The 23,438-nt window shown below is 60.8% G+C and carries 16 protein-coding genes; 15 read left to right on the top strand and 1 reads right to left on the bottom strand.

Annotated features, from left to right (window positions below; genetic code table 11):
• Positions 1-10: 10 nt before the first annotated feature.
• Complete coding sequence (locus tag KGB07_RS04195) at positions 11-2,176, bottom strand: M48 family metallopeptidase (protein WP_223464660.1); 2,166 nt, start codon at positions 2,174-2,176, stop codon at positions 11-13.
• A gap of 700 nt (positions 2,177-2,876) precedes the next feature.
• On the opposite strand from KGB07_RS04195, the gene KGB07_RS04200 reads away from it, so the two are divergent.
• From KGB07_RS04200 to tssA, 15 genes are all read left to right on the top strand, one after another.
• A complete protein-coding gene (locus KGB07_RS04200; RefSeq protein ID WP_046042535.1) occupies positions 2,877-3,629 on the top strand; it encodes a hypothetical protein in 753 nt (250 codons plus the stop codon).
• Positions 3,630-3,697: 68 nt separating this feature from the next.
• Entirely contained in the window at positions 3,698-4,231 is a 534-nt protein-coding gene (tssB, locus tag KGB07_RS04205; protein WP_007978739.1) for a type VI secretion system contractile sheath small subunit, read from the top strand.
• Between the two features lie 10 nt (positions 4,232-4,241).
• On the top strand, positions 4,242-5,744 hold the full coding sequence (gene tssC / locus KGB07_RS04210) for a type VI secretion system contractile sheath large subunit (protein WP_056723981.1): 1,503 nt from the start codon (positions 4,242-4,244) through the stop codon (positions 5,742-5,744).
• A 25-nt stretch (positions 5,745-5,769) separates the two neighbouring features.
• Positions 5,770-6,252: a type VI secretion system baseplate subunit TssE gene (tssE, locus tag KGB07_RS04215; protein WP_034150988.1), complete on the top strand. Its 483-nt coding sequence runs from the start codon at positions 5,770-5,772 to the stop codon at positions 6,250-6,252.
• Positions 6,252-8,084: a type VI secretion system baseplate subunit TssF gene (tssF, locus tag KGB07_RS04220; protein WP_223464662.1), complete on the top strand. Its 1,833-nt coding sequence runs from the start codon at positions 6,252-6,254 to the stop codon at positions 8,082-8,084. Before tssE ends, tssF begins: the two co-directional genes overlap by 1 nt.
• Positions 8,048-9,118, top strand: coding sequence for a type VI secretion system baseplate subunit TssG (tssG, locus tag KGB07_RS04225; RefSeq protein ID WP_223464664.1), 1,071 nt, complete (start codon positions 8,048-8,050; stop codon positions 9,116-9,118). The genes tssF and tssG overlap by 37 nt, the downstream gene beginning before the upstream one ends.
• A complete protein-coding gene (tssH, locus tag KGB07_RS04230) occupies positions 9,115-11,718 on the top strand; it encodes a type VI secretion system ATPase TssH (RefSeq protein WP_223464667.1) in 2,604 nt (867 codons plus the stop codon). Before tssG ends, tssH begins: the two co-directional genes overlap by 4 nt.
• A gap of 23 nt (positions 11,719-11,741) precedes the next feature.
• Positions 11,742-12,488 carry a type VI secretion system lipoprotein TssJ gene (tssJ, locus tag KGB07_RS04235; RefSeq protein ID WP_223464669.1) on the top strand — a complete coding sequence of 249 codons (747 nt, stop codon included), beginning with the start codon at positions 11,742-11,744 and terminating at the stop codon, positions 12,486-12,488.
• On the top strand, positions 12,485-13,828 hold the full coding sequence (gene tssK, locus KGB07_RS04240; protein ID WP_223464671.1) for a type VI secretion system baseplate subunit TssK: 1,344 nt from the start codon (positions 12,485-12,487) through the stop codon (positions 13,826-13,828). The genes tssJ and tssK overlap by 4 nt, the downstream gene beginning before the upstream one ends.
• Positions 13,825-14,538, top strand: coding sequence for a type IVB secretion system protein IcmH/DotU (gene icmH, locus KGB07_RS04245; protein WP_223464672.1), 714 nt, complete (start codon positions 13,825-13,827; stop codon positions 14,536-14,538). Before tssK ends, icmH begins: the two co-directional genes overlap by 4 nt.
• A 30-nt stretch (positions 14,539-14,568) precedes the next feature.
• Complete coding sequence (locus tag KGB07_RS04250; protein WP_223464674.1) at positions 14,569-18,441, top strand: type VI secretion protein IcmF/TssM N-terminal domain-containing protein; 3,873 nt, start codon at positions 14,569-14,571, stop codon at positions 18,439-18,441.
• 31 nt (positions 18,442-18,472) lie between these two features.
• On the top strand, positions 18,473-19,399 hold the full coding sequence (gene tagF / locus KGB07_RS04255) for a type VI secretion system-associated protein TagF (RefSeq protein WP_223464676.1): 927 nt from the start codon (positions 18,473-18,475) through the stop codon (positions 19,397-19,399).
• Entirely contained in the window at positions 19,396-21,870 is a 2,475-nt protein-coding gene (gene tssM, locus KGB07_RS04260) for a type VI secretion system membrane subunit TssM (RefSeq protein WP_223464677.1), read from the top strand. Before tagF ends, tssM begins: the two co-directional genes overlap by 4 nt.
• A 163-nt stretch (positions 21,871-22,033) precedes the next feature.
• On the top strand, positions 22,034-22,552 hold the full coding sequence (locus KGB07_RS04265) for an Hcp family type VI secretion system effector (protein ID WP_007978712.1): 519 nt from the start codon (positions 22,034-22,036) through the stop codon (positions 22,550-22,552).
• Positions 22,553-22,646: 94 nt separating this feature from the next.
• On the top strand, positions 22,647-23,438 hold a 792-nt coding region (gene tssA, locus KGB07_RS04270), incomplete at its 3' end, for a type VI secretion system protein TssA (RefSeq protein ID WP_223464679.1).

Here is a 23,438-nt window from a genome sequence, read left to right on the forward strand (position 1 = left end):
CTGAAAGCATTCAGGCCTGCTCAAATCGCTGCTGCAGCAGATGTCGCGCAGTGCCTGCATTGAGGTAGGTTCCGATCAGTTCCGCCAATTGCTCATTCTTGAGCTTTTTGTCGTCCCGGCAGAACTGAATCAACTGTAACTGGACCCAGCGCTTTTTCTTGTCGAGCTTCGCATCAGGCGAAAAGAACGAGCGCGAGGCCAACTCAGGCATCGGAGCATCGTCTTCCAGCAGCAGATTCAAGTGCAGCCCCTGGCCCATTTGCAGACCAAAATCAGCGACGTGCCGGATCGGCAGTGGTGCCTTGAGGTTGGCAAAAACGAAGTGCTCGGGCGTCAGCAACAACGCTGTCTTGTTCGCCCGCTTGAGCAAGCGCAACGAGAACGGCAGCAGGCATGCCATCAATACGACGAGCCCCCCACCAGCGACCAGTATCATCGATTTGTTACTCCCTGAAGCCTGCGGCAACAGCCACGGCAAGACCAGCAGGCCCAAGCCCAGCAACATGAAAAACGAGAAACAAATCAGGGTAATCCACCCGCGCAATCGTGCGCCTTCATGTAGCCGGACTTCCTCCGTGGCATTGCTGGCATGGCTACGTAACTCTTGCACAACCGCCGCATCCTGCTCCATGTAGTGGCCGAGAAAGTCCTCGGTAATGCGGGCACGCAATGCCTGGGGATCGGCGAAATAGTGATCCATCGCGGCGCAGGCTTGTGCCGCGATAATCGGGCGGGTGCCGCGGCTGACGGCCTCTTCGACCGTGACTTGCAGGGACGCTAGCCGCTCGCGATTGGAGGGATGAGTGTCCGACGGATGAGGCAGGCTGGTTGCCATTTCCTCTTCGGGCAGGGTCAGCGGCTGCGCGGCCAGCTCCTGCACCAGGCTGCCTGGCAAGTCGCCGGTCAGCACGTATTCAGCACTGGGGTTGGTCACGCGGGCAACATGGGTCGATACACCCTGCTGCAACAAGGGGTCGATGGCAGAGATGCGCACCAAGGCCGAAGCGATGGCGATATTCCCCGTCAGCTTCGCGCCCGCCGCGTCCGCCGCCAGCTCCCGCACGCGGCTCCAATGGTTCACCGCGTGATCGAAACGCTCCATGAAATACTCACCGAGCATGAACGCCGGCCACAGCGTCGTGCGTTGCAGCAAATCGCTTTGCAGCATGGTTTCGGCAATCACGCCGAGGCTGCGACCGATACCCTGATAGATCGGTACGAAACGCAGGCTGAACTCGGTATCGGCACCGGCGAAGTGGGCCAGTTCGTGACCGATGACCGCGCCGGTTTCTGCCGAATCGAGCAAGCCCAGGTACAGAATCGGCACGTGCAGGGTGCGGCCTTTGAGCGCGGTGCCTGCCGGGAGCAGGGTGACGTCGCTGGAGGTGACGTAAAAGCCTTCGGTCATGCCCAGCACGATGTGCTCGGGTGCCAGCGCGCCGAGCTGGTCCGCCAGCTCGCGAACATAGGCCCACAGCGCCGGCGCCTGTTGCGGTGTGACCACCTGGCCCAGAACGTTCATCGGCGTGGACTGGAACATGCGCAGCATGACCGGCAGCTGCTTGCCCATCTGCCAGATCGAATACAGGAAACCGAGCATCAGCATCAACACGATGAGCATCAGCTTGAATTCACCGGTGGCCATTTTCCCCATGTGCCACAACCCCAGGCCTTCGAAACCGAGGATGGCCGCCACCGCCGCGCCCATGGCGACGATGTGCCCCACCAGCAGGTACGGCAACAGGCGGCTCACCCGGCTGAAGGTGTGCAGCAATCGTTCACGGGAATGACTCGCGCGGGCACCTGCCCATCGCAACCCCGACAGCCCCAGTACGCCGACCAGCGAGGCCAGCAGGCCGAGGACGATGACGCCTTTGGCCAGGTTGCTCATCACGGCACTTACCGGTTGCAGGATGGTCAGGTCGTGCTCGGCGTCAGTAATACGCGATAGAGCCATGGCAACACTCATGCGCTTGCCATTGATATCGACCATTGCCGAGCTCGATCCCGGCTTTGCAGCCATCGCTTGGAGTTCAACACGCATCTCGCTCAGTTCGGCGTTGATATCCGCGAACTCCGTGATGCTCTCGGTACTGCGTTGTAACTCCCAGACACCAAACAAACCCAGGCAAAGTGGCAGGAGAATAAGTACGGCAATGAGTTTCAACGTTCTCATGAGACAGGGCCTCAATAGTCGCGTCGCCTTACATCCGTGGCGAGCATAAATTCCATTTAACGAAGGCCGAAAGCCCTCACGCTATTGCACGGCCCGACATGAAAGTTACGGGGCGCACTCGTACCCGGCGCGTTATACAGAAATATCGACGATATGTAACGCCATATTGCCCGAACACTCGTTCAGCAATGGAAAGGATGCGTTGTATATCCCGCCCCCCTGAGATGCCATCACTTCCTTGCCGGTTATATGACACTTATCCTTCAACCTTTTCCTCAGCGGAACATCAAGCGGGCTTTGGGTGAACCGGTTCACCTTTTTTCAATTTTTTTCAATTAAAAATTGGATCCATTATCGACCTGAAACCATTGAATTAATTGGGTTTCAGACACTTCCGGCATTCAGTTCGAGCAAGTGATGGCAACAAGACATCATTGCGACATGTATCAAAAAAAAGAAAAAATCCGCGCCGCGTAGGAACTTTCCTACACATCCTGTTGCCATACACGACGTTACTGGCAACTCGATATCCATATGCCAGCATCGCACTCCCAATGATTCCTGGCAGTGTGATTTTTTGATGTCAAACATCAGCGATCACAACTCGTGAACAGGTGTTCAATCGAGAAATTAGTCGCTGCGCACGCACTCCCGTGTATATCCGGGTAGTCGTCGCGTAGTGTTCAAGGACGATGTACCGATGACTCAGACGTTTTTTGATGTTGAAGCATTGATCAAGCTGCGAAGCCAGACCCGGGCCATTTCCGATGCGCTCAAGGCGCAGGCTTCGGACTATCTGGCGACCCTGGCTTTGCTGATCCGTCCGCAAGCGTTTTTCGGTGAGTACCTGCAGGGTGCGCAACGCAGCAGCGGGCGCGAGACCCAGCACCATTTCAAGGAACTCAAGGAGCTCTACGACCGCATCGGCTCGGGCGCTCCGTTCCAGCTGGTCAACGAACTCGAAGTGCCCCTCAACCTGCTCAGCACCACTCCGCAACTGTTTGCGCTGGAGTACGACAAGGTGCTGTCGCAAAGCGGCCAATCCATTCGCATCACCAGCCCCGTACGCTGGGTGGTGGGCTTCAGTTCGTTCGACCTGGCCCGTTTTCGTACCGTCATCAAAGACCCCAATCGCAGCAGCGCCGAGCTGTACCGCTTCGTGGTGCATTACCTCGTGTTGTTCTACTGCCTGAGCAAGTCGCCCGGCATCAGCCGCCTGCTCGAAGGCCTGCGTTTTCCCGTCAGTTTCGAACGCTTGAAGGACTTCGGCGACCTGCCCTTCTGCGTCATCAGCTCGCCGGTTCGCTCGCAGTTGCCCGACGAGGCCGTGATCCGCAGCAGCACCCAGATTGCCGGCAACACCAGCTTCGAAGAGTTGGTGGGCTTTGAAAACATCATGGAAATGAACGATGAAATCCGTCAGCGCCTGCTGCTGACGATCGAAGGAATGTAACGCGCTCGGCCACCCATTGAACCGACACGCAAACGACTTGCAGCGAATTGTTCGCACAGGAGATCACGATGGCGAAGAAGGAAAGTACCCAGCACAAACTCGACCGCGTTCGCGCGCCTCGGGTCCACATCACCTACGACGTGGATATCGGTGACGCTCAGGAAAAGAAAGAGCTGCCCTTTGTCGTCGGTGTGCTGGGCGATTTCTCCGGCAACCCGCTGGAGCCGCTGCCGAAGCTCAAGGACCGCAAGTTCATTTTCATCGACCGCGACAACTTCAACGGCGTGCTCAAGGGCATCAAGCCGCGCCTGACCTACCGCGTCGACAACACCCTGGCCAAGAACGGCACGCAACTGGGCGTCGAGCTCAACTTCAACGCCCTCGAAGACTTCGAACCACAGAACGTGGTCAAGCAGGTCGAGCCGCTGCGCAAGCTGCTGGAAGTGCGCAACAAGCTGGCGGACCTGCGCAACAAGATGGGCGGCAACGACAAGCTCGAAGAGCTACTGATGGACGTGTTGCAGAACACCGAGAAGTTGAAAACCCTGGGCAAGGAATTCGGCCGCGAAGCCGCCGTTCCAGCCACCGACGGCAAAGCGTAGGAGCCTGACGATGAACGACAAGCAAACCGTGACTCAACAGGACAGCACGCTGGTTGAAGTGGACAGCTTCACCGCGCAATCCTCGTTGCTCGACAGCATCATTTCGCAAAGCCGAGTGGCCCGTTCCGAGACCGAGCGCACCCGTACCCGCGACCTGATCGGCGAATTGGTCAACCAGATCCTGGAAGGCGAAATGACGCCGAGCAAGGACCTGATCGCCGTGCTCGATGCGCGCATCGCCGAGATCGACGCGATGCTCTCCGAGCAGATGAACGAGATCATGCACGCCAGTGAGTTCCAGCAGCTGGAAGCGTCCTGGCGCGGCCTGAAGTATCAGGTGGACCAGACCGAGACCAGCACCACGCTGAAGATCCACCTGCTCAATGCGTCGAAGAAAGACCTGGTGCGCGACCTCAAGGCCGCTTCCGAATTCGACCAGAGCGCGCTGTTCAAGAAGATCTACGAAGAAGAATACGGCACCTTCGGTGGTGCACCGTTCGGCATGCTGCTGGGTGACTACGAGTTCAACCGCAGCCCGGAAGACATGTACCTGCTCGAAGAGATTTCCCACGTCGCCGCGGCCGCCCACGCACCGTTCATCTCGGCGGCCTCGCCTGAGCTGTTCGGCTGGGATTCGTTCACCGACATGTCCGGCCCACGGGATCTGGCGAAGATTTTCGACACCGTCGAATACGCCAAGTGGAAGTCGTTCCGCGCTTCCGAAGACTCGCGTTATGTCGGCCTCACCCTGCCCCACGTGCTCGGTCGCCTGCCTTATGGCCCGGATACCACGCCGGTCGAGGAATTCAACTTCGTCGAAAGCGTCGATGGCCGTGACCACAACAAGTACCTGTGGATGAACGCCGCCTACGCGCTGGGCACCCGGGTCACCGATGCGTTTTCCCGTTACGGCTGGTGCGTGGCGATCCGTGGTGTCGAGGGTGGTGGCCTGGTGGAAGGTCTGCCGACCCACACGTTCAAGACCGATGACGGTGAAATCGCCCTCAAGTGCCCGACCGAAATCGCCATCACCGACCGCCGTGAAAAAGAGCTGTCGGACCTCGGTTTCATTCCGCTGGTGCACTGCAAAGGCACCGACTACGCCGCGTTCTTCGGCACCCAGTCGGCGCAGAAGCAGAAGCAGTACAACACCGACATCGCCAACGCCAACGCCCGGCTTTCCGCGCAGTTGCAGTACATCTTCGCCACCTCGCGCATCGCCCACTACATGAAGGCGATCATGCGCGACAAGATCGGCAGCTTTGCTTCGCGCAAGGACGTCGAGCTGTTCCTCAACAAGTGGCTGTCGAGCTACGTGCTGCTGGACGACACCGCCAGCCAGGAAGCCAAGGCCAAGTTCCCGCTGCGCGAAGCCCGCGCCGAGGTGTTCGAAGTACCGGGCAAGCCGGGGGTGTACAAGGCTGTGACCTACCTGCGCCCGCACTACCAACTGGACGAGCTGACCGCTTCATTGCGCCTGGTCGCTGAATTGCCGCAATCGACCCGCGGCTGATCGAGCACATTGCCAGGGAGGCACCATGACCAGTCAACACAAGCTGTTGCCATCACTGCTGGACCGATTGCTGGACGATCGTCCGCATCAGTCCATCGAAGCGTCATCGCAGCGCTTGTGTTCGCTGGCCGATTACAAGGCCAGCATCGTTCGCGACCTGGAAATCCTGGTCAACACCCGCCAGTCCCTGGTCGCCAACGAACTGGACGGTTTCGTCAACCTGAGCGGCAGCATCCTCGACTACGGCATGCCGGACTTCACCAGCCGCAGCGTGCTTGATCCGAAAGATCGCCTGCTGATCCAGCGGCAACTGGAGAAAGCGATCACGGTCGGCGACCGGCGCTTTCGCAGCGTCAAAGTGCAACTGCTCGCCCAACAGACCGGCCAACGCATGCTGACCTTTCGCGTGGACGCGGTCCTGCGCCTGCAAGACGTCACCCGTCAGGTGTCCTTCGACGCGGTGCTGCAGGTCAACACCCAGGAATACAAAGTGCAGAACCTCAACTGATGCTCGACGATCTGCTGCCCTATTACGAAAAGGAACTGTCGCACCTGCGCTTTTTGGGCCAGGAGTTTGCGAGCCAGTATCCGAAAATCGCTTCGCGGTTGCTCATCGAGGGCGATAACTGCGAAGACCCGCATACCGAGCGCCTGATCGAAGCGTTCTCGTTCCTGTCGGCGCGGGTGCATAAAAAACTCGACGACGAGCTGCCGGAAATCGTCGAGTCGTTTCTCGAAGTGCTGTACCCGCATTACCTGCGCCCTACCCCGTCGATGTCGATCGTCGAGTTCAACCTGGGCAAACAGGAAAAAGTCACCGAAGCGTTCCGCGTGCCCCGGCATACCGAACTCAGCGCCAACCCGATCGATGGCGTGGTGTGTAAATTCCGCACCTGCTACCCGGTCGAGCTGTGGCCGGTGGCGGTGCAACAGGCATCGTTCATCGAGATGGAACGCTCGGCGTTCAACGGCCACAGCGCTGACCTGGTCGCACGCTTGCGCATCGGCCTGATGGCCACCTCCGACGTGATGTTCGGCAAGCTGGAACTGGACAGCCTGCGGTTCTTCCTCGACGGCGAAAGCACGTTGATGCTGCAACTGTACGAACTGCTGTTCAACAACCTGGCCAAGGCCACGCTGACCTTCGAAGATCAGGGGCGTACCCGCGAAGTCGTCTTGCCGGCCAACGCCTTGAAAGCCGTCGGTTATGGTCTGGACGAAGGCCTGGTGGACTACTCCGAGCGCTCGTTCCTCGGCTACCGCCTGCTGCACGAGTACTTCACCTTCCCCGACAAGTTCATGTTCTTCGACCTGTCGGGTTTTGCGCGGATTCTGGCGGGCAAGGTCGTCGAGAAAGTCGAAGTCAATTTCTACTTTTCCGACTACGACCTGAGCGACCGCCTGGCGCGCCTGACGCAAAACATCGGGCGCAATAACTTCAAGCTCAATTGCACGCCGATCATCAACCTGTTCCGCCAGCAGGCCGAGCCGATCAAGTTGACCCACGCCCAGCACGAATACGCAGTGACGCCGGATGTGCGCCTGCAAGGTTCGGCCGAGGTGGTGTCCATCGATCGCGTACGCCGGGTGCGCAAGGTCGGCGGCATCGATCAGGTCGGCACCTGCCATCCGTTTTTCGAACCCCGAGGCGATCAGGGCCCGGGCCAAAGCTTCTGGATTGCCCGGCGCCGTGCGGTACAGAGCGGCCAGCGCGACGGCTCGAACGTGTTCATCCGGGTGGTGGATCGCGAGCTGGGGCTGATGGAGTCCAACAACGATGCGTTGAGCATCCGCCTGACCTGCAGCAACCGTGACCTGCCCCTGATGTTGCCGTTCGGTGGCGAGCGTGGCGATTTCAATATTCCGGGCAACTCGGTGATCAAGGACATCCGCTGCCTGCGCAAGCCCACCGCCACCGCGCGCGTACCGCTGGGCAACGGCGTGATCTGGCGGCTGATTTCACACCTGTCGCTGAACCACATGTCGCTGGTGTCCCGTGGTCGCGAAGTGCTGCTGGAACTGTTGTCGCTCTACAACTATCGCAACGTGTCGGCGATCCGCAAACAGATCAACGGCATTGTCTCGGTGAACAGCGAGCCGGTTGTCGCACGCATCGGCCACCCGCGGCCAAACTTCGTGCGCGGCGTCGGCATCACCCTCAATTTCGATGAAAGCCAGTACACCGGCAGCGGTGTGTTTTTGTTCGGCATGGTGCTCGATCACTTCTTTGGTCAGTACTGCTCGATGAACAGTTTTACCCAATTAACCCTTCGCACCTTGCAGCGCGAAAAGAGAGTCGTCCAATGGCCACCGCGAACCGGCGATCAACCCCTGGTCTGATCGACCAGGCACGGGCTGAGCCGCACCGATTCGAGTTTTTCCAGTTGGTGCGCTTGCTTCGCCTGCATTACAGCAGAACCGGGCGTATGGACCTGGAAACCCGACCGCACGAAGACCCTTTGCGTTTTCGCTCGCAGCTGTCGCTCAACTTCCCGGCCAGTGAAGTCAGCGATCTGCAGTTCGAGCGTGAAGGCAAGGTCTCCGTGGCCGGCCTGCCGCTGTCCGAGATGCAAGTCACCTTCATGGGGCTGGTCGGGCCGTCGGGCGTGTTGCCGCGCCCGTACACCGAGCTGTTGATCGAGCGACACATCCAGTACCGGGACGACGCGGCCCACGCGTTCCTCGACATCTTTTCGCACCGCATGACCACGCTGTTCTACGAGGCCTGGCAAAAGTACAAGTTCTACATCGAGTACGAACGCAACGGCACCTCGGATTTCGACCGTTACCTGCTCAATCTGGTGGGTTTCGGCCCCGAGGCGCAGAAGCAGAAATTCGACAAACAAGGCTCGCCCCTGCGCCGTGAATTGTTCAGCTACTTCTCCGGCCTGTTCGCCCAGAAACCACGCAACGCGCTGAACCTGGAAGTGATGCTCAGCTTCTATTTTTCCCTGCCGTTCAAGGTCAAGCCGTTTGCCGGTCGCTGGCTGAAACTCGACGCCAGCCAATGTGCGCAGCTAGGGCGCAAGAACGCCGTGCTCGGGCAAAGCGCCGTCGCCGGCAATCGGGTCTGGGACTACCAGTCATGCGTGCGCATCGAGATGGGCCCGCTGGAACTGGGCGACTATCAACGCTTCCAGCCAGGCACCGAGGACTACCAGAAGCTGGTGGAACTGGTGCGTTTCTATGTCGGCGCGGAACTCGACTTCCAGTTGGCGCCAAAGCTCAAACCGCAGTCCGTACCCGTCGCCCGCCTGGGTCGCCAGGGCAACCTTTCGCTGGGCCGGCTCGGCTGGCTCAAACGACCAGGCGTCGACGTGGAACCCTCCCGTTGCGCGCTCTTTCACATTCCTTTTGATGGGGTCTCCCTGTGAACCTGAAGTCCCTGTTCGCCAAGCTCAACGACACCAGCCGTACCGCCACCGAAAGCGCCGCGGCGCTGTGCCTGTCGGAACACCACTACGATGTCGAAATCGAGCACCTGCTGTTGCAGTTGCAGGGCAGCCACGATAACGACCTGCCGGCCATCCTGCGGCATTACGACGTGGTGCCTGAGCGCCTGCAGGCGCAGTTGGTGACGGCACTGGGGACGTTCAAGAAGGGCAACACCCGCACCCCGGCACTGTCGCCGCACTTGACCCGCATGATCGAGCAGGCATGGGTGCTGGCGTCGATCGAGTTCGGCCAGGCGCAGATCCGCACCGGTCATCTGTTGCAGGCGTTGCTCGATGACGACGAACTGCGCCGAGTGGTGATCGCGGGCGCGGCCGAGCTGGAGAAGATCAACGCCGACGATTTGCGCCTGAACCTCAACGCCTTGGTGGAAGGCAGCGCCGAATCGGCCCTGGCCAAACCGCTGGGCACTGCGGACGTCGCCAGCACCAGCCCGATCAAAGGCAACGGCAAGACCCCGGCCCTCGATCAATACACCATCAACCTCACGCAAAGCGCTCGCGAAGGCTGGATCGACCCTGTGCTCGGTCGCGAGTTCGAGGTGCGGCAGATGGTCGACATCCTCACCCGCCGCCGCCAGAACAACCCGATCCTCACTGGTGAGGCCGGCGTCGGCAAAACCGCCGTGGTCGAAGGCCTGGCCCTGCGCATCGTGCAAGGGGACGTGCCGTCGGTGCTCAAGGGCGTTGCCATCCATACCCTGGACCTCGGTTTGTTGCAGGCCGGAGCCGGGGTGAAAGGCGAATTCGAAAACCGCCTCAAGTCAGTCATCGAAGAAACCAAGCGCAGCCTGCACCCGATCATTCTGTTCATCGACGAAGCGCACACCCTGATCGGCTCCGGTGGCCAGGCCGGGCAGAACGATGCCGCCAACCTGCTCAAGCCAGCCCTGGCTCGCGGCGAACTGCGCACCATCGCGGCGACCACCTGGGCCGAGTACAAGAAGTACTTCGAAAAAGATGCCGCCCTCGCCCGCCGCTTCCAGGTGGTGAAGGTCGAAGAGCCGGACGAAGACAAGGCGATCCACATGCTGCGCGGCCTGCTGGCCAAGATGCAGGAGCATCACAAGGTCACGGTGATGGACGAAGCGCTGGTGCAGGCCGTGCGCCTGTCCAATCGCTACATCACCGGGCGCCAACTGCCGGACAAGGCTGTCAGTGTGCTGGACACCGCGTGTGCCCGGGTCGCCCTCGGGCAATCGGCGCAGCCGGGGCCGCTGGAAGACTGCAAACGCCAGATCGACAATTTGCAGGCGGAAATCTCGGTACTGCAGCAGGAAGCCGCCAAAGGCAGCGACCATGCCCGACGCCTGGCCACCCTCAACACCGAACTGCTGAGCGAACAGCAGACTCGCGATGCCCTCGAGCAACAGTGGCAACGCGAGCTGCAACTGGTGGAAAAACTCGGCGCCCTCAGCCACCCGGAGAACCAGGCACCGGATACCCAGGAGATTGCCGCGGTGCGCGCCGAACTGGCCAGCGTCCAGGGTGAGCAACCGCTGGTGCATGCCCTGGTGGATGGCGGCACCATCGGCGAAGTGATCTCCGGCTGGACCGGCATCCCGCTGGGCAAGATGCTGCGCAACGAAATCGAAACCGTGCAGCGCCTGCCGGCTTTGCTGGGCGAGCGTGTGCTCGGCCAGGACCACGCACTGCAGGAAATCGGCAAGCGCATCAAGATTTCCCGAGCTCGCATGGAAGACCCGAACAAACCGATCGGCGTGTTTCTGTTGCTCGGCCCGAGCGGCGTCGGCAAGACCGAAACCGCATTGGCGCTGGCCGACACCCTGTACGGCGGCGAGCGTAACGTCATCACTATCAACATGTCCGAGTACCAGGAAGCCCACACGGTTTCGAGCCTCAAGGGTTCGCCACCGGGTTATGTCGGCTATGGCGAGGGCGGCGTGCTGACCGAAGCCGTGCGACGCAAGCCCTACAGCGTGGTGCTGCTCGATGAAGTGGAAAAAGCCCACCCGGACGTGCTCGAACTGTTTTTCCAGGTGTTCGACAAAGGCGTGCTGGATGACGGCGAAGGTCGCGAGATCAACTTCCGCAACACCGTGATCATCCTCACTTCCAACACCGGGACCGACCGCATCATGCAGTGGTGCCTCAATGCGCAGCCACAACCGACGCCGGAAGACATCGTCGAAGGGCTGCGTGACGAGTTGAACCAAGTGTTCAAGCCGGCCTTCCTCGGCCGCCTGACCATCGTCCCCTACTACCCGGTCAAGGACGCGATCCTGGAGCGCATCGTCGCGCTCAAGCTTGCGCGCATTCGCCAGCGCTTCGAGCGCAATCATCAGGCCGTCCTGAGCTATGACGAGGCGCTGGTCAAGGCCATTGCCTCGCGCTGCACGGAAGTCGACAGCGGCGCCCGCAACATCGACAACATTTTGTCCAAGACCCTGATGCCGGAACTGGCCCAGCGGGTCCTGGAGCGCATGGCGCAGGACAAACCGATTCAGAGTTTGAACATCGAGTTGGGCAGCGACGGCGATTTCGCCTATCGCCTGAACTGATCGGGCATTTACAGGTAGTGGTCATGGACAAGAGATATCCAGGGAAGCGTCCCGAAAAGACGGCGTTGGCTAAATGCCTGACGGCGGTGGTGATGATGGCGGTACTGAGCGCCTGTGGCGTCACCGACCGGGTCGGCAAGCGGGTCGACGACACGTGGGCCGGCGACATGCTGTTCGACGACAACGAGAAAGTCATCCTGACGTCCGACGGCGGCAACCAGCTCAATCCCGACGCGGCCGGCAAGCCGCTTTCGGTGGTGCTGCGCGTGTACCAGCTGACATCGCTGGAGCGCTTTGCGTCGGTGGATGCCGACTCGCTGTGGGACGACCCGCAAAAGGCTCTCGGCAATACCCTGCTGGAAAACCGCGAAATCACCTTGTTGCCGGGCATGGGGCAAGTCGACAAGTGGCCCCTGAACAAAGCAGCCGGCTATGTCGGCGTCGCGGCTTTTTTCCGCACTGATGAGAACAGTCGCTGGAAGGTCGCGTTTGACGCCAACTCCCTGCGCAAGGACGGCATCTGGTTCTCCTCCGACGGCCTGCGGGTGCTGGCGGACAACAACACCGTGTCGGCCGTCAGCGGCGTCGACGTGCTGGACAAACCCAAGACCCAGGAACAACTGGCCAAAGCCGCTGAGCAACCGGCCGAACCCACGCTGACCGACCGTGTGCAGGACGCTGTGGTGCAGAAGGCCCAGGACCAGGCGAGTGCCTCCGCGCAAAAAGCCGTGGACTCGAAATTGAATTCATTATTGGAAGGCGCTCAATGAGTAAGCAAAGCCGGGTGATGTGGTCCGAAGGCATGTTCCTTTTGCCACAGCATTTCCAGTATCAGGATGAGTTCCACCAGCATCAGCTGGCGCAGGCGACCCTGCGCAACACGCCTTTTCACTGGGGCGTGCAGTTGCTGGAAGTGGACGAGGAAGCCCTCGCCACCGGTTCCCTGCAGCTCAAGCGGCTGAAACTGGTGTTTCCCGACGGCAGCCTGTTCGACGCACCGCAGCACGATCCGCTGCCTGCCGCCCGGGACTTGAAGGACCTGCTCAAGGGTAACGACCTGAAGGTCTACGCCGCGCTGAAACTGCCTGAGCCTTTCGGCCTGAACTACGTCGAAGACGGCCAGGAGCAAAAAACCGGGCGGCGCTTTCGCAAGCAGTTCGACACCTTGCCGGACCTCAACGAAGGCGACCTGGAAAACGAAATCACCAGCCTGCGCCTGAACGTGGTGATGCTGATCGACGGCGACAACCTCGATGGCTACACCTGGTGCCCGATTGCCCGGCTGTCGCGCAACAACATCGGCGGTTTCAACCTCGATGGGCATTTCGTGCACCCGACGCTGCACCTGGGCACCCACGACACCCTGATCGGACTGGGCAAGCGTTTGCTCGGTGCCTTGCAATCCAAGAGCAAGGCGCTGTCGGGCCGTCGCCGCGAGCGTGCGGATCAGATCGCCGAGTTCGGCTCCAGCGACGTGACCCTGTTCTGGCTGTTGAACACAGTGAACCGTGCCCACCCGGCCCTGGCGCACCTGCTTGCGCACCCGCGCTTGCACCCCGAGCGCTTGTATCTGTTCCTGGCCGAACTCGCCGGCGGATTGCTGACGTTCTCGCTGGACACCCAACTCAACGACATCCCCGAGTACGACCACCACGACCCGGCGGCCTCGCTGGTCAAGCTCGACGAAATGATTCGCGTGCTGCTCGACAACGTGGTGCCGAACCAGTGTGTGGTGATCAACCTGACCCAGACCAAACCCTCCTACTGGCAAGGGCAGTTGCACGACCCACGGTTGGCGGAGGCGGACTTCTACATCTCCGTGCACGCCGACATGCTGGGGGCGAGCCTGCTGGAACTGGTGCCTCGGGCGTTCAAGGTCGGCTCGCCGGAAGACATCGAAGTGGTGGTCAACAGCGCCATGCCTGGGGTCACCCTCAATCATTCGACCCGCCTGCCCAATGCGATTCCGGTGCGACTGGACAATCACTACTTCTCCATCGAGCCCCATGGTCGGGTCTACGAACGAATGATGAGTGCCCAGGCCATCTCTTTCTATGCGCCCAGCGCGTTCACCAACCTCAAGCTTGAACTGATGGCGGTACTCAAATGACCGAAGCCGTACTGCAAGGCGCCGTTGCGGCCGCCCGTGAAAAACCGACACTCAAAGACCTGGTGCAGGACTTCATCAGCATGGCGCTGATCGTGCGCAAGGGTCGCCAGGTGACTTCGGTCAGCGCCTTCGAGGCGAGCGTCGATACCTTCTTCAAGGCGCTGGAACGCGATGCCCGTGGCGCCAACTACAGCGTTGAACAGGTGAAGGACACCCAGTACGCCCTGTGTGCGTTCCTTGATGAAAGCGTGTTGCGCTCCGGGGACAACGAGTTGCGTCGGCACTTTGAATTGCAGCCGCTGCAGTTCCGCTATTTCGGCGTGCACCTGGCCGGCGAAGGCTTCTTCGAAAAAATCGATGCGCTGCGTGGCGACGTCAAACAGAACCTCGATGTGCTCGAGGTTTACCACCTGTGTCTGGCCCTGGGTTTCGAAGGCAAGTTCAGCCTCGGGCAAAAGGACCAGCTGCGCTACCTGGCCAATACCCTGGGCCAGGACATCGCGCGTTTTCGCAAGACGCCCAAGGCCCTCTCGCCTGACTGGGCGTTGCCCGACCAGGTCTCGCAGATGCTGCGCCATGAGGTTCCCCTGTGGCTCTACCTGGCGCTGATTGCGCTGGTCTGCGCGGGTGTCTACCTGACGCTGGACTGGTTGCTGGCCAAAGACGTAGCCGCATTGTCCGAACAAATCAGCCAGCTGTTCAGTGCCTGAAAACAGGTCAGGTAATCGAGTCAGGAAGACATGAAGACATTATTGCGTTCGTTGAAAAGTTTTTGGTTCCTCGTTCCCGTCCTGTGGCTGGCGAGCCTGGCGGTCTGCTGGTTCGTGGCCCCGCACGTGAGTTGGCTGCGCGGTTATGCGCTGGAAGCGATGGCGATCGTCAGTGCCTTCTATCTGCTGATCATTGTGCTGCGTCAGTACAAGCGCATCCGCGCCGAGCACAACCTTGAAAACCTGGTGCAGATCGAAGTCGATCGCTCGCTCAAATCCGCCGGTGAATTCCGCGATCAGCAAGTGCTGCGCGAACGCCTCAAGCACGCCATCGCGATGCTGCGCGCTGATCGCTCGGCCGGTGGCGGCGGCTCGTCGGCGCTTTATGATTTGCCGTGGTACCTGGTCATCGGCATGTCGGCAGCGGGCAAGACCTCGTTGCTGACCCGCTCCGGCCTGTCCGCGAGCATTGCCAGCAGCGCCAACGACACCGAGAGCGGCACCCAGCATTGCGATTGGTATTTCAGCCCCGAGGCCGTGATGATCGACACGGCCGGCCGTTACCTGCGGGACGACCCGTCGGCCAGCGAGTTCGCCGCCTTCCTGCGCATGCTGAAAAAGCAGCGCAGCAAAGCCGCGGTCAACGGCTTTGTGTTGGTGGTGAGCCTGCCGGAACTGCTGGCGTGTAGCGCCACCGAGCGCAACGAACTGGCCGCACAACTGGTGTCGCGCATCGAGGAATACAACGAGTGCCTGGACGCCAGTCCACCGATCTACCTGATGCTGAGCAAGACCGATCAACTGCCGGGCTTCAGCCAGGCGTTTGAAGGCCTGGACCTGAACGAGCGCCAGCAACCGCTGGGCATGACCTTCGGTTTGTCCGAGATCCGCAACCAGGGCCTGCGCCCGGTGCTGGATGCCAAGCTGGCCAACCTGCACGGCCATATTCGTCGTCACGTCGACGCCCAGATGATTGCCTTGGGTGCCGATGCCAACAGCGCCCTGCTGAACTTCCCGAACTATTTCGCCGAGCTGTCGGGGGTGCTGGAGCAGTTTCTCCAGCACTTCGCCGAGAGCGGTCGCAACGGTGCGCCGCTGTTGCTGCGCGGGCTGTATTTCACCAGCGCCTTGCAGACCGACCAGCAGTTGAGCCAGGTGTATGAAGACGACCTGGCCGAGTCGTTTGCCTTGCAAGCGGAGCATGAGCAACTGGAGCAAAGCAGCGGCAAGAAAATCAGCGACCGCAGCTACTTCATCACCGATACGTTCCGTCGGGTGATCTTCCCGGACCGTGACCTGACCCTCTATCAGTCGCGCCTGGGCAAGAACACCTCCGCCAGCCCTGCCCTGCTGGGCCTGGCGGTGCTGGCCGGGGTTGCGTTCATTGGCTGGCAAGCCCTGTCGTTCCAGAACAACCGTCAGTGGCTGGCCACACTGCGCGAGCAACTGACCGAACTGCAACAGTCCCCGGACCGTGCCGGGCTGCTCGCCTCGGGCCAGGGCCTGGAACTGCTGCGCGATCAACTCTCGGCCATCGAGAAGTACCGTGCCAAAGGTGTGCCGCTGCAACTCGGCGCGGGCCTCTATCGTGGTGACGACATCTACCGCGTCGCGCAGACTGCCTACTTGCAGCAACTGCGCACCCAGGCGCTGGAACCGGTCACCTTGCAACTGCAATTGCAGATGCGCGCCTTCAATGAGTTCGCCAAGACCATGGACGCGCAGAACAGCTTTGCGCCTGCGCCAAACAAAGCCGACCCGGTCAAAGCCCGCGCGCAAGGCCAGAAACTGCCAGTGCGCTTGAACAACCTGCCGCGCAGTGGCGGTGATGTGGCCAGCCGCCTGACCGGTGCCGCCAAGGGTGCCGCCAACAAGGCACGGGGGGATGCGCTGACGGCACTGCGCAACCCAGCCACGGCGAGCGATGCCGCTGATTTGTCGGCGACCACCGGCGGGCTGTCGTTGTCCGAGGAAATGCTCGGCCGGCTGGATGAGCGCCAAGTCGCGTCCATCATCGAGTCCTACAACGCGCTGAAGCTCTACCTGATGCTCACGCAACCCGGCACCCATCCAGATCCGGAGTTCGTCGGCGCTGCATTGCCGGTGGCCTGGGCCAATACCGCCAGTGCCGACAATCCTGTCAGCACCGCGGTGATTCAGGACAACTCACCGGTCTACGTGCAATTGCTCAAGAATGGCCAGGCACCGACCTTGTCGCGTAACGAGCAGCTGATCAGCGAAACTCGCAACAGCCTCAAGTCCTTCATGATTTCCAGCTCGCTGGTGGACCGTGAATACCTGCGTCTGCAACTGGAATCCAGCCGTCAGTTCCCGGCCGTGGGCTTGAGCGACCTGGTGCCGATGCCAGGCCGTCAGTTGCTGTACGGCACCGAGGCGGTCCCGGCGATTTTCACCCGCCAGGGCTGGGAACAGTTCGTCAAGCCCGAGCTGATCAAGCTGGTGTCGGGCAACCTGCAAAATGAATCGGACTGGGTGCTCGACGGCGAAGGCGGCGACAGCATCGTGCAGAAAGCCAACTTCATCCGTGAGTTCATGACGCGCTACAAGCGCGACTACACACAAGCCTGGTACACCTTCATCGACAGCGTCGGCGTTCGTCATTTCACCGACATGGCCAATGCGACCCAGCAACTGTCGCTGCTCAGCGACGTGCAGAACTCGCCGGTGAAAATCCTCCTGGCGGCGATCAACGACAACACTCAATGGGACGTCCCTGCCCCCCGCGAAACCCTGCCAGCGGGCATCAAGCCCGATGACGGATTCTGGAGCAGCGTCACCGGGATCTTCGATGGAAAGAATTCATCGGCAAGTACGTTGATTTCGCCTTTACCGGCGGTCGACGACGGCAGCCTGGCCAAACGCTTCGAGCCAGTGTCGCGGGTGTTTGCGGTGCAGAACGCCGAAGGCGCCGACAGCACGATCATGGACCGCTACCTGGCGGCCTTGCGCAAACTCAAAGTGCGGATGAACAACATCCAGCGCTCCCAGGACGTTGGCAAGAGCAGCAAGCAGCTGATCAGCGAAACCCTCGAAGGGTTGCCAAGTGAAGTGACCAGCGTGCGCAACTATGTCGAGACCACCGTCGACACCAGCCAGGGCGGTCTGTCCGATTCGTTGCAGGGCCTGTTCAGCCTGCCGATCCAGTTTGCCTGGGAAACCCTGCGCGACCCGGCCGGCCAACAGATTGCCAAGGCCTGGGCGCAGCAGATTGCCAAGCCCTGGGAGCAGGTCATGGCGCACCGTTACCCGATTGCGCCCGGTAGCCGCAATGAAGCCTCGGTCAAGGATCTACAGCGTTTCGTCGACCCGGAATCCGGGCTGCTGCCGAACTTCAAGCGCAACGAAATCGGCAATCTGTCCGGTGGCGAAGGCCTGGGGATGAGCAGCAACAGCAAGGCAACGCCGCTGGTCAACCCGAACATGGTCAACAGCATCGACAAGGCCAGTTCGTTGGGCCAGGTGATCGCCAGCCTGTCGGACCGCGACAACGGCTTCGAGATCATGCTCGAACCTTCCGCCAACCTGACCGACATCATCTTCACCCTCGATGGCCAGGTGCAGCACTACCGCAACGGCAAGACCAGCTGGAGCCGCTTCTCGTGGCCGGGCACGACCACCACGCCGGGCGCACGCCTGGATGTGGTCACCCTGACCGGCGAGCGCATCACGGTGTTCGACTACCCGGGCCGCTGGGGTCTGCTGCGCATGAACGACAGCGCGCGGGTCAGCGATCTTGACGGCATCCAGCAGCGCTTCAGCTGGAACACCAGCAGTGGCCCGGTCAGCCTCGCCGTGCGCAACTACGGCGGCGTCAAGTTGACCGACCTTGCCAACGTCAAGGCATTGAGCGCGCTCAACAGCAAAGAAGGTCAAGCGCTGTGAGCCGCCGAGCCTTGAAGCAGGGTTGCGGCCAATGATCGGCTGCTTCGGAAAGGTGCCCGCGAGCCCGGACTTCGTCAGTCTGCAAGGTGCGGGTGACGACGTCTGCGAGTTCGATAGCTGGCTGCAAGGGGCGCTGGCCGCCCTGCAGCATCGCGACGACTGGCGCGAGCTGTTCGACGGGTTGCCGCTGTGCTTTTTCAGCTACCGCGCGCGCAGCGGCAACTGGTTACTGGGTGGGCTGATCAGCTCGAGGGATTCGAGTGGACGGCGCTATCCGTTCTTCATTTTCCAGACCCTCAAGGCCAGTGAAGCCGAGCCTCTGGTCAATCCGTTCACCCTGGGTGAATTGTTCAGCGGGCAGATCCGGCCACTGCTGCACATGGCCGTCCAGGGTGAAAGCACCTCGGTGCTGTTCGAACGCATCAAGGCCCTGCGCCCGTTGCAAGGCCAGGACTTCGAGTTGTTCCGGCGCGTGCATGACAAGTTCCTGGTGAACTTCAACCTGCGCGATATCAGTACCGCCCTCGAAGGCGCCTACCCGGAGTTCGTCACCAATGCCGTGCTGACCCGTCTTCAGGCCCTGAGAAGGCACCTGGCTCACGCGACGCCAATCGGCATCGCCCTGCCCTTGCCGGCGGAAAGAGGCCTGAAGAATCCGACCGCCGATCTGTGGGTCACCTGGCTGACACAAATGACACCGGAACGCGCCGTGCCGCAGATCAGCCTGCTGGCGGACGACTTCATGCGTCCCCGGCTGATCTGTTTTGCATCGCGCCAGACCAGCGACGCCTACCGCGTGCTGACGGGCATCAGTGACCGTTCGCAGAGCTACGACGTGCTGGCGTCCTTCGATGCCTTTGACGAGCACCACCGCACACACGCCTTTCCCGAAATCGACCGCCCTCTGGGTGACGATATCGACCGTTTTGTCGATGCCCTGGATTCGAAGCCTGTATGAACAAGATCAAGTACTACTTCTTGCGCTATCAACCCTACATCCTGGGGGTGTGCTTTTTCCTCACGATCTTCGTGGTGTGGGGCATCGGGCGTGCATTTGATTTCAGTTCGCTCAACAGCCTGCTGACCGGCATCGCTGTATTCCTGGTGCTGTCCGCCGGTTATGTGCTGCTGCTCTATCGGGGCGTGTCGCGGCATCACAACCTTGAAGGACTGCTGCGCGAGGATGCCGATCAGGCGGTGTTGAACGCGAGCCCGGCGGATCGCGAAGAAGTCAGCCTGTTGCGCGAGCGCCTGTTGCAGAGCATCGAGCGCTTGCACAGCAACAAGCCACGGGGCAGCAATCCCAAGGATGCGCTGTATGCCCTGCCCTGGTACCTGGTGGTCGGTCAGCCTGCGGCAGGCAAAAGCACCATGCTCTACCAGTCGGGCCTCAACTTCCCCTACGCCGAGCGCGAAGGTGTGCGCGTCGCTGGCCTGGGCGGCACGCGCAACTGCGACTGGTTCTTCAGCTCCGAAGCCGTGCTGCTGGACACCGCCGGGCGCTACATGAACAACCAGGAAGAGGCCGGCAAATGGCGCGCGTTCCTGCAACTGCTGCGCCAGCATCGCCAGCGCCGACCACTCAACGGCCTGATCGTCACCGTCAGCATCCACGACATCCTGCAAGCCTCGCTCGAAGATCAGGAGCGCATCGCCAAGCGCCTGCGCGAACGCATCCAGGAAACCCATGCCCTGCTGGAAGTGCGGTTGCCGGTGTACCTGGTGTTCACCAAATGCGACCTGGTGCCGGGTTTTGCGCCCTTCTATCGCCAACTCGATGAAACCGCACGCGGCGAAGTCATGGGCAAGACTTTCTCCCACAAGGGCTATGAGCAAGCCGACTGGGGCCAGCGTTTCGGCATCGCGATGGACGAGCTGGTCAGCTATTGGCAACAAGTGGCGAGCCAGCAACTGGTCACCCAGGACATCCAGATCACCCGGCAGGATTCGGCGGTGTATCGCTTCCCGCTGGAACTGGCAGCCCTCAAGCCACGGCTTCAACTGTTCGTCGATGCCCTGTTGCGCGCCAACCCTTATCAAAGTGCGGAACTGCTGCGCGGCTTCTATTTCACCAGCGCGCTGGACGCAGACCAGCCGGAACTGGGTGGACACGCACGGCAGGTGACCGAGCGCTTTTCGCTGGAAGGTGATCGGGAGATCGCCAACGGTCACGCGCAACCGCGCCCATTGTTCATCAACAGCCTGTTCCGCAAAGTCATCATTCCCGACCAGCACCTGGTGGCGTTGTACACCACCAACCACCACGAACGTCGGCGCCGGGCGACCTGGATCGGCGGTGCCGGATTGGTTGCGGTGCTGCTGTGCAGCTTGTTGGGCTGGTCGTATGTAAACAACAGGAACACCTTGCAGAGTCTCTCGGCAGAACTGACTCAGGCTGGCGTCGACGACCGCTCAGTTCCCGCTCAGTACACCGATTGGCAAACCCTGGATCGCCTGCGCTTCTGGACCGCGCACTACTACGCGCAACACCACGACGAAGGCGTGCCGCTGCGCATGCGTCTGGGGCTCTATCAAGGGCACAAGGTAGAACCACTGGTGCGCAGCCGCTATTTCGATCGGCTGGAAAGCGTGATGCTCAAGCCCACGGCCGACAACCTGACCCGCTCGTTGTACTTGCTGACCACCCTCAAGGTCTATCAGCGCAACGCCAAAGAGCTGATGCCCGTGACCGGCGTGGACAGCGTCGAGCCCAAGGCCCTGCCCAACGACAATCGGGCGCAGTCCATTGCGCAGTTCGGCAAGGCGACGCTGGACACCTACGTCATGTTGTCCCGCGCACAACGGGAAAAGGCCGACCCTGGGTTCCTGAAAGCGAAAATCCCGGATTACTGGTACCCGGCGATTGCCCGTCAGGTCGGCAACGCCAGTGTCGCCGCCTCGGACTATGAATTCGCCAGCCGCCAGATCAATTTCTACAGCGACCAGATTCACGAGCCGGACGTGCCACGGATTCTCGACAACGCGTTCCTGATCTCCAGCTCGCGCAACTACATCAACAGCCTGCTGACCCAGTCGTTGCGCTCGATCGAAACCATCACGCTGGAGTCGGACACCCTGTTCGCTTTCGCCCGTGCGGACTTCCAGAGCCTCAAGACTGAAGGCCAAAGCCAGCTCAGCGCGATTGCCGGCAAGCTGCTGAGCACCCCCAACATCGGAAAAATCATCATCGCCGGGCACGCCGATCAGCTCGGCGATCCCCAAGGCAACCTGCAGGTTTCCAAACAACGGGCACAGACCATCAAGACCTACCTGGTGGGCAAAGGCGTACCCGGCGAGCTGGTCGAAGCCGTCGGCGAAGGCAGCAACAAGCCCTTGGTCAAGTGCGATATGCAGCAGCCAAGGGCCCAGCTGATCCGCTGCCTTGAGCCTAACCGGCGGGTAGAAATCGAAGTGCGGGCACTCAACTGAGTAGGCGCGCCTTGTGTAGAAATACCGGTATCCGGGTCATCTCGACGAGAGGCCCGGGCCGGCATAAGACACCTCTGTTGATCGATTCAAAGAGGTTAAAACGAAGGGTTGCGACCTGCTTGCAGGTGACATCCCTTTAAATGAAGGTAAGGAGAAAATAGAAATGGCATTTGACGCATACATCCAGATCGACGGCATTCCAGGTGAAGTTCTGGACGACAAACACAAGGATTGGATCGAAGTGCTGGGCTACGAGTACGGCGCAACCCAGGCGACTTCCGCGACGGCCAGCTCTTCGGGCGGTGCTTCGTCGGAGCGTGTTGCGTTGAGCGACTTCAGCATCCGCAAAGCCGTGGACAAGGCTTCTGCCAAGCTGTTCGAAGCCTGCTGCAAAGGCACGCACATCGCCAAGATCCAGTTGAACGTGAACCGTGCCGGTGGCGACAAGGTGACCTACCTGACCATCAACCTGGAAGAAGTCGTGGTGTCGTCCGTGAAAGCGGTCGCTGGCGGCAGCCAGAACGGTGAAGACAAAGCGGTTGGCGATCTGCCGATCGAAGAAATCAGCTTCAACTTCGCCCGCATCAAGACCACCTACACCCAGCAGAGCCGTGCAGATGGCCAGGGCGGCGGTAACGTCACCGGTGGCTGGGATCGCACCGCGAACAAGGTTTTCGCATAACACCGTAGTAATGACGGGCCGTACAAGCGGCTCGTTTTCGGCACCGTGCCTGCCCGGCGGGCGCGGTGTTCTTTTAGTCTGATCAGAGTTTCCCATGTCTGAATTTCTCAACGACCTTTCGCTGGCCGAACTGACCGCGCCCATCAATGAGGGGAGCGGCGAAGACCTGAGCTTTTCCACCTTGTTCGATCAGGTGAAAGAAGCACGGCGAGCAGACCCCGATTACCTGACCCAGGGTGACTGGCAAACCGATCTGAAGTCATCCGACTGGGATCTGACCCTCACCCTGGCTGCCCAGGGCCTGGCTCGCCAGAGCAAGGACCTGATGCTCGTCGCCTGGCTCAGCGAAGCCTTGGCGCACAAGTACCATTTCACCGGTATCACCTTTGGCCTGACCCTGGCCGAACGCCTGCTGGACAATTTCTGGACCGGCCTCTTCCCTTCCCTCGAGGACGGGGTCGATGAACGCGCTGCCCGCCTGGCGTGGATGAAAACCTCGCTGGCGGATGTGGTGGGCGGACTGCCCATCACCCAGGGTCAACAGTACGGCCTGCTGCGTTATGACGAATCCCGGCACGTCGAAAACCTGGCATTGCAGAACCCCCAGGCCATGCGCACGGCCCTCGACGAAGGCAAGATCAACGCCGAGGTATTCCAACGCTCGGTAGTGCTGACCGACTCCGATCACCTGCGCCAGAAGGCCAGCGAAATCGCCGCCAGCCTCAATGCCTGCCAGCAACTGCAGAGCACCGCCGACAGGCTATTCGGCAATGACGCGCCGAGTTTTGCCGGGCTCCACGACGTGTTGTCCCGCGCCGGGCAACTGGCCGAGAAGCTGCTCAAGGATCGCGGCATCGAACTGAACCCGGCCCCTGTCGCGCCCCCC

Source organism: Pseudomonas sp. GL-RE-26 (assembly GCF_019956275.1).
Taxonomy (GTDB): domain Bacteria; phylum Pseudomonadota; class Gammaproteobacteria; order Pseudomonadales; family Pseudomonadaceae; genus Aquipseudomonas; species Aquipseudomonas grandcourensis.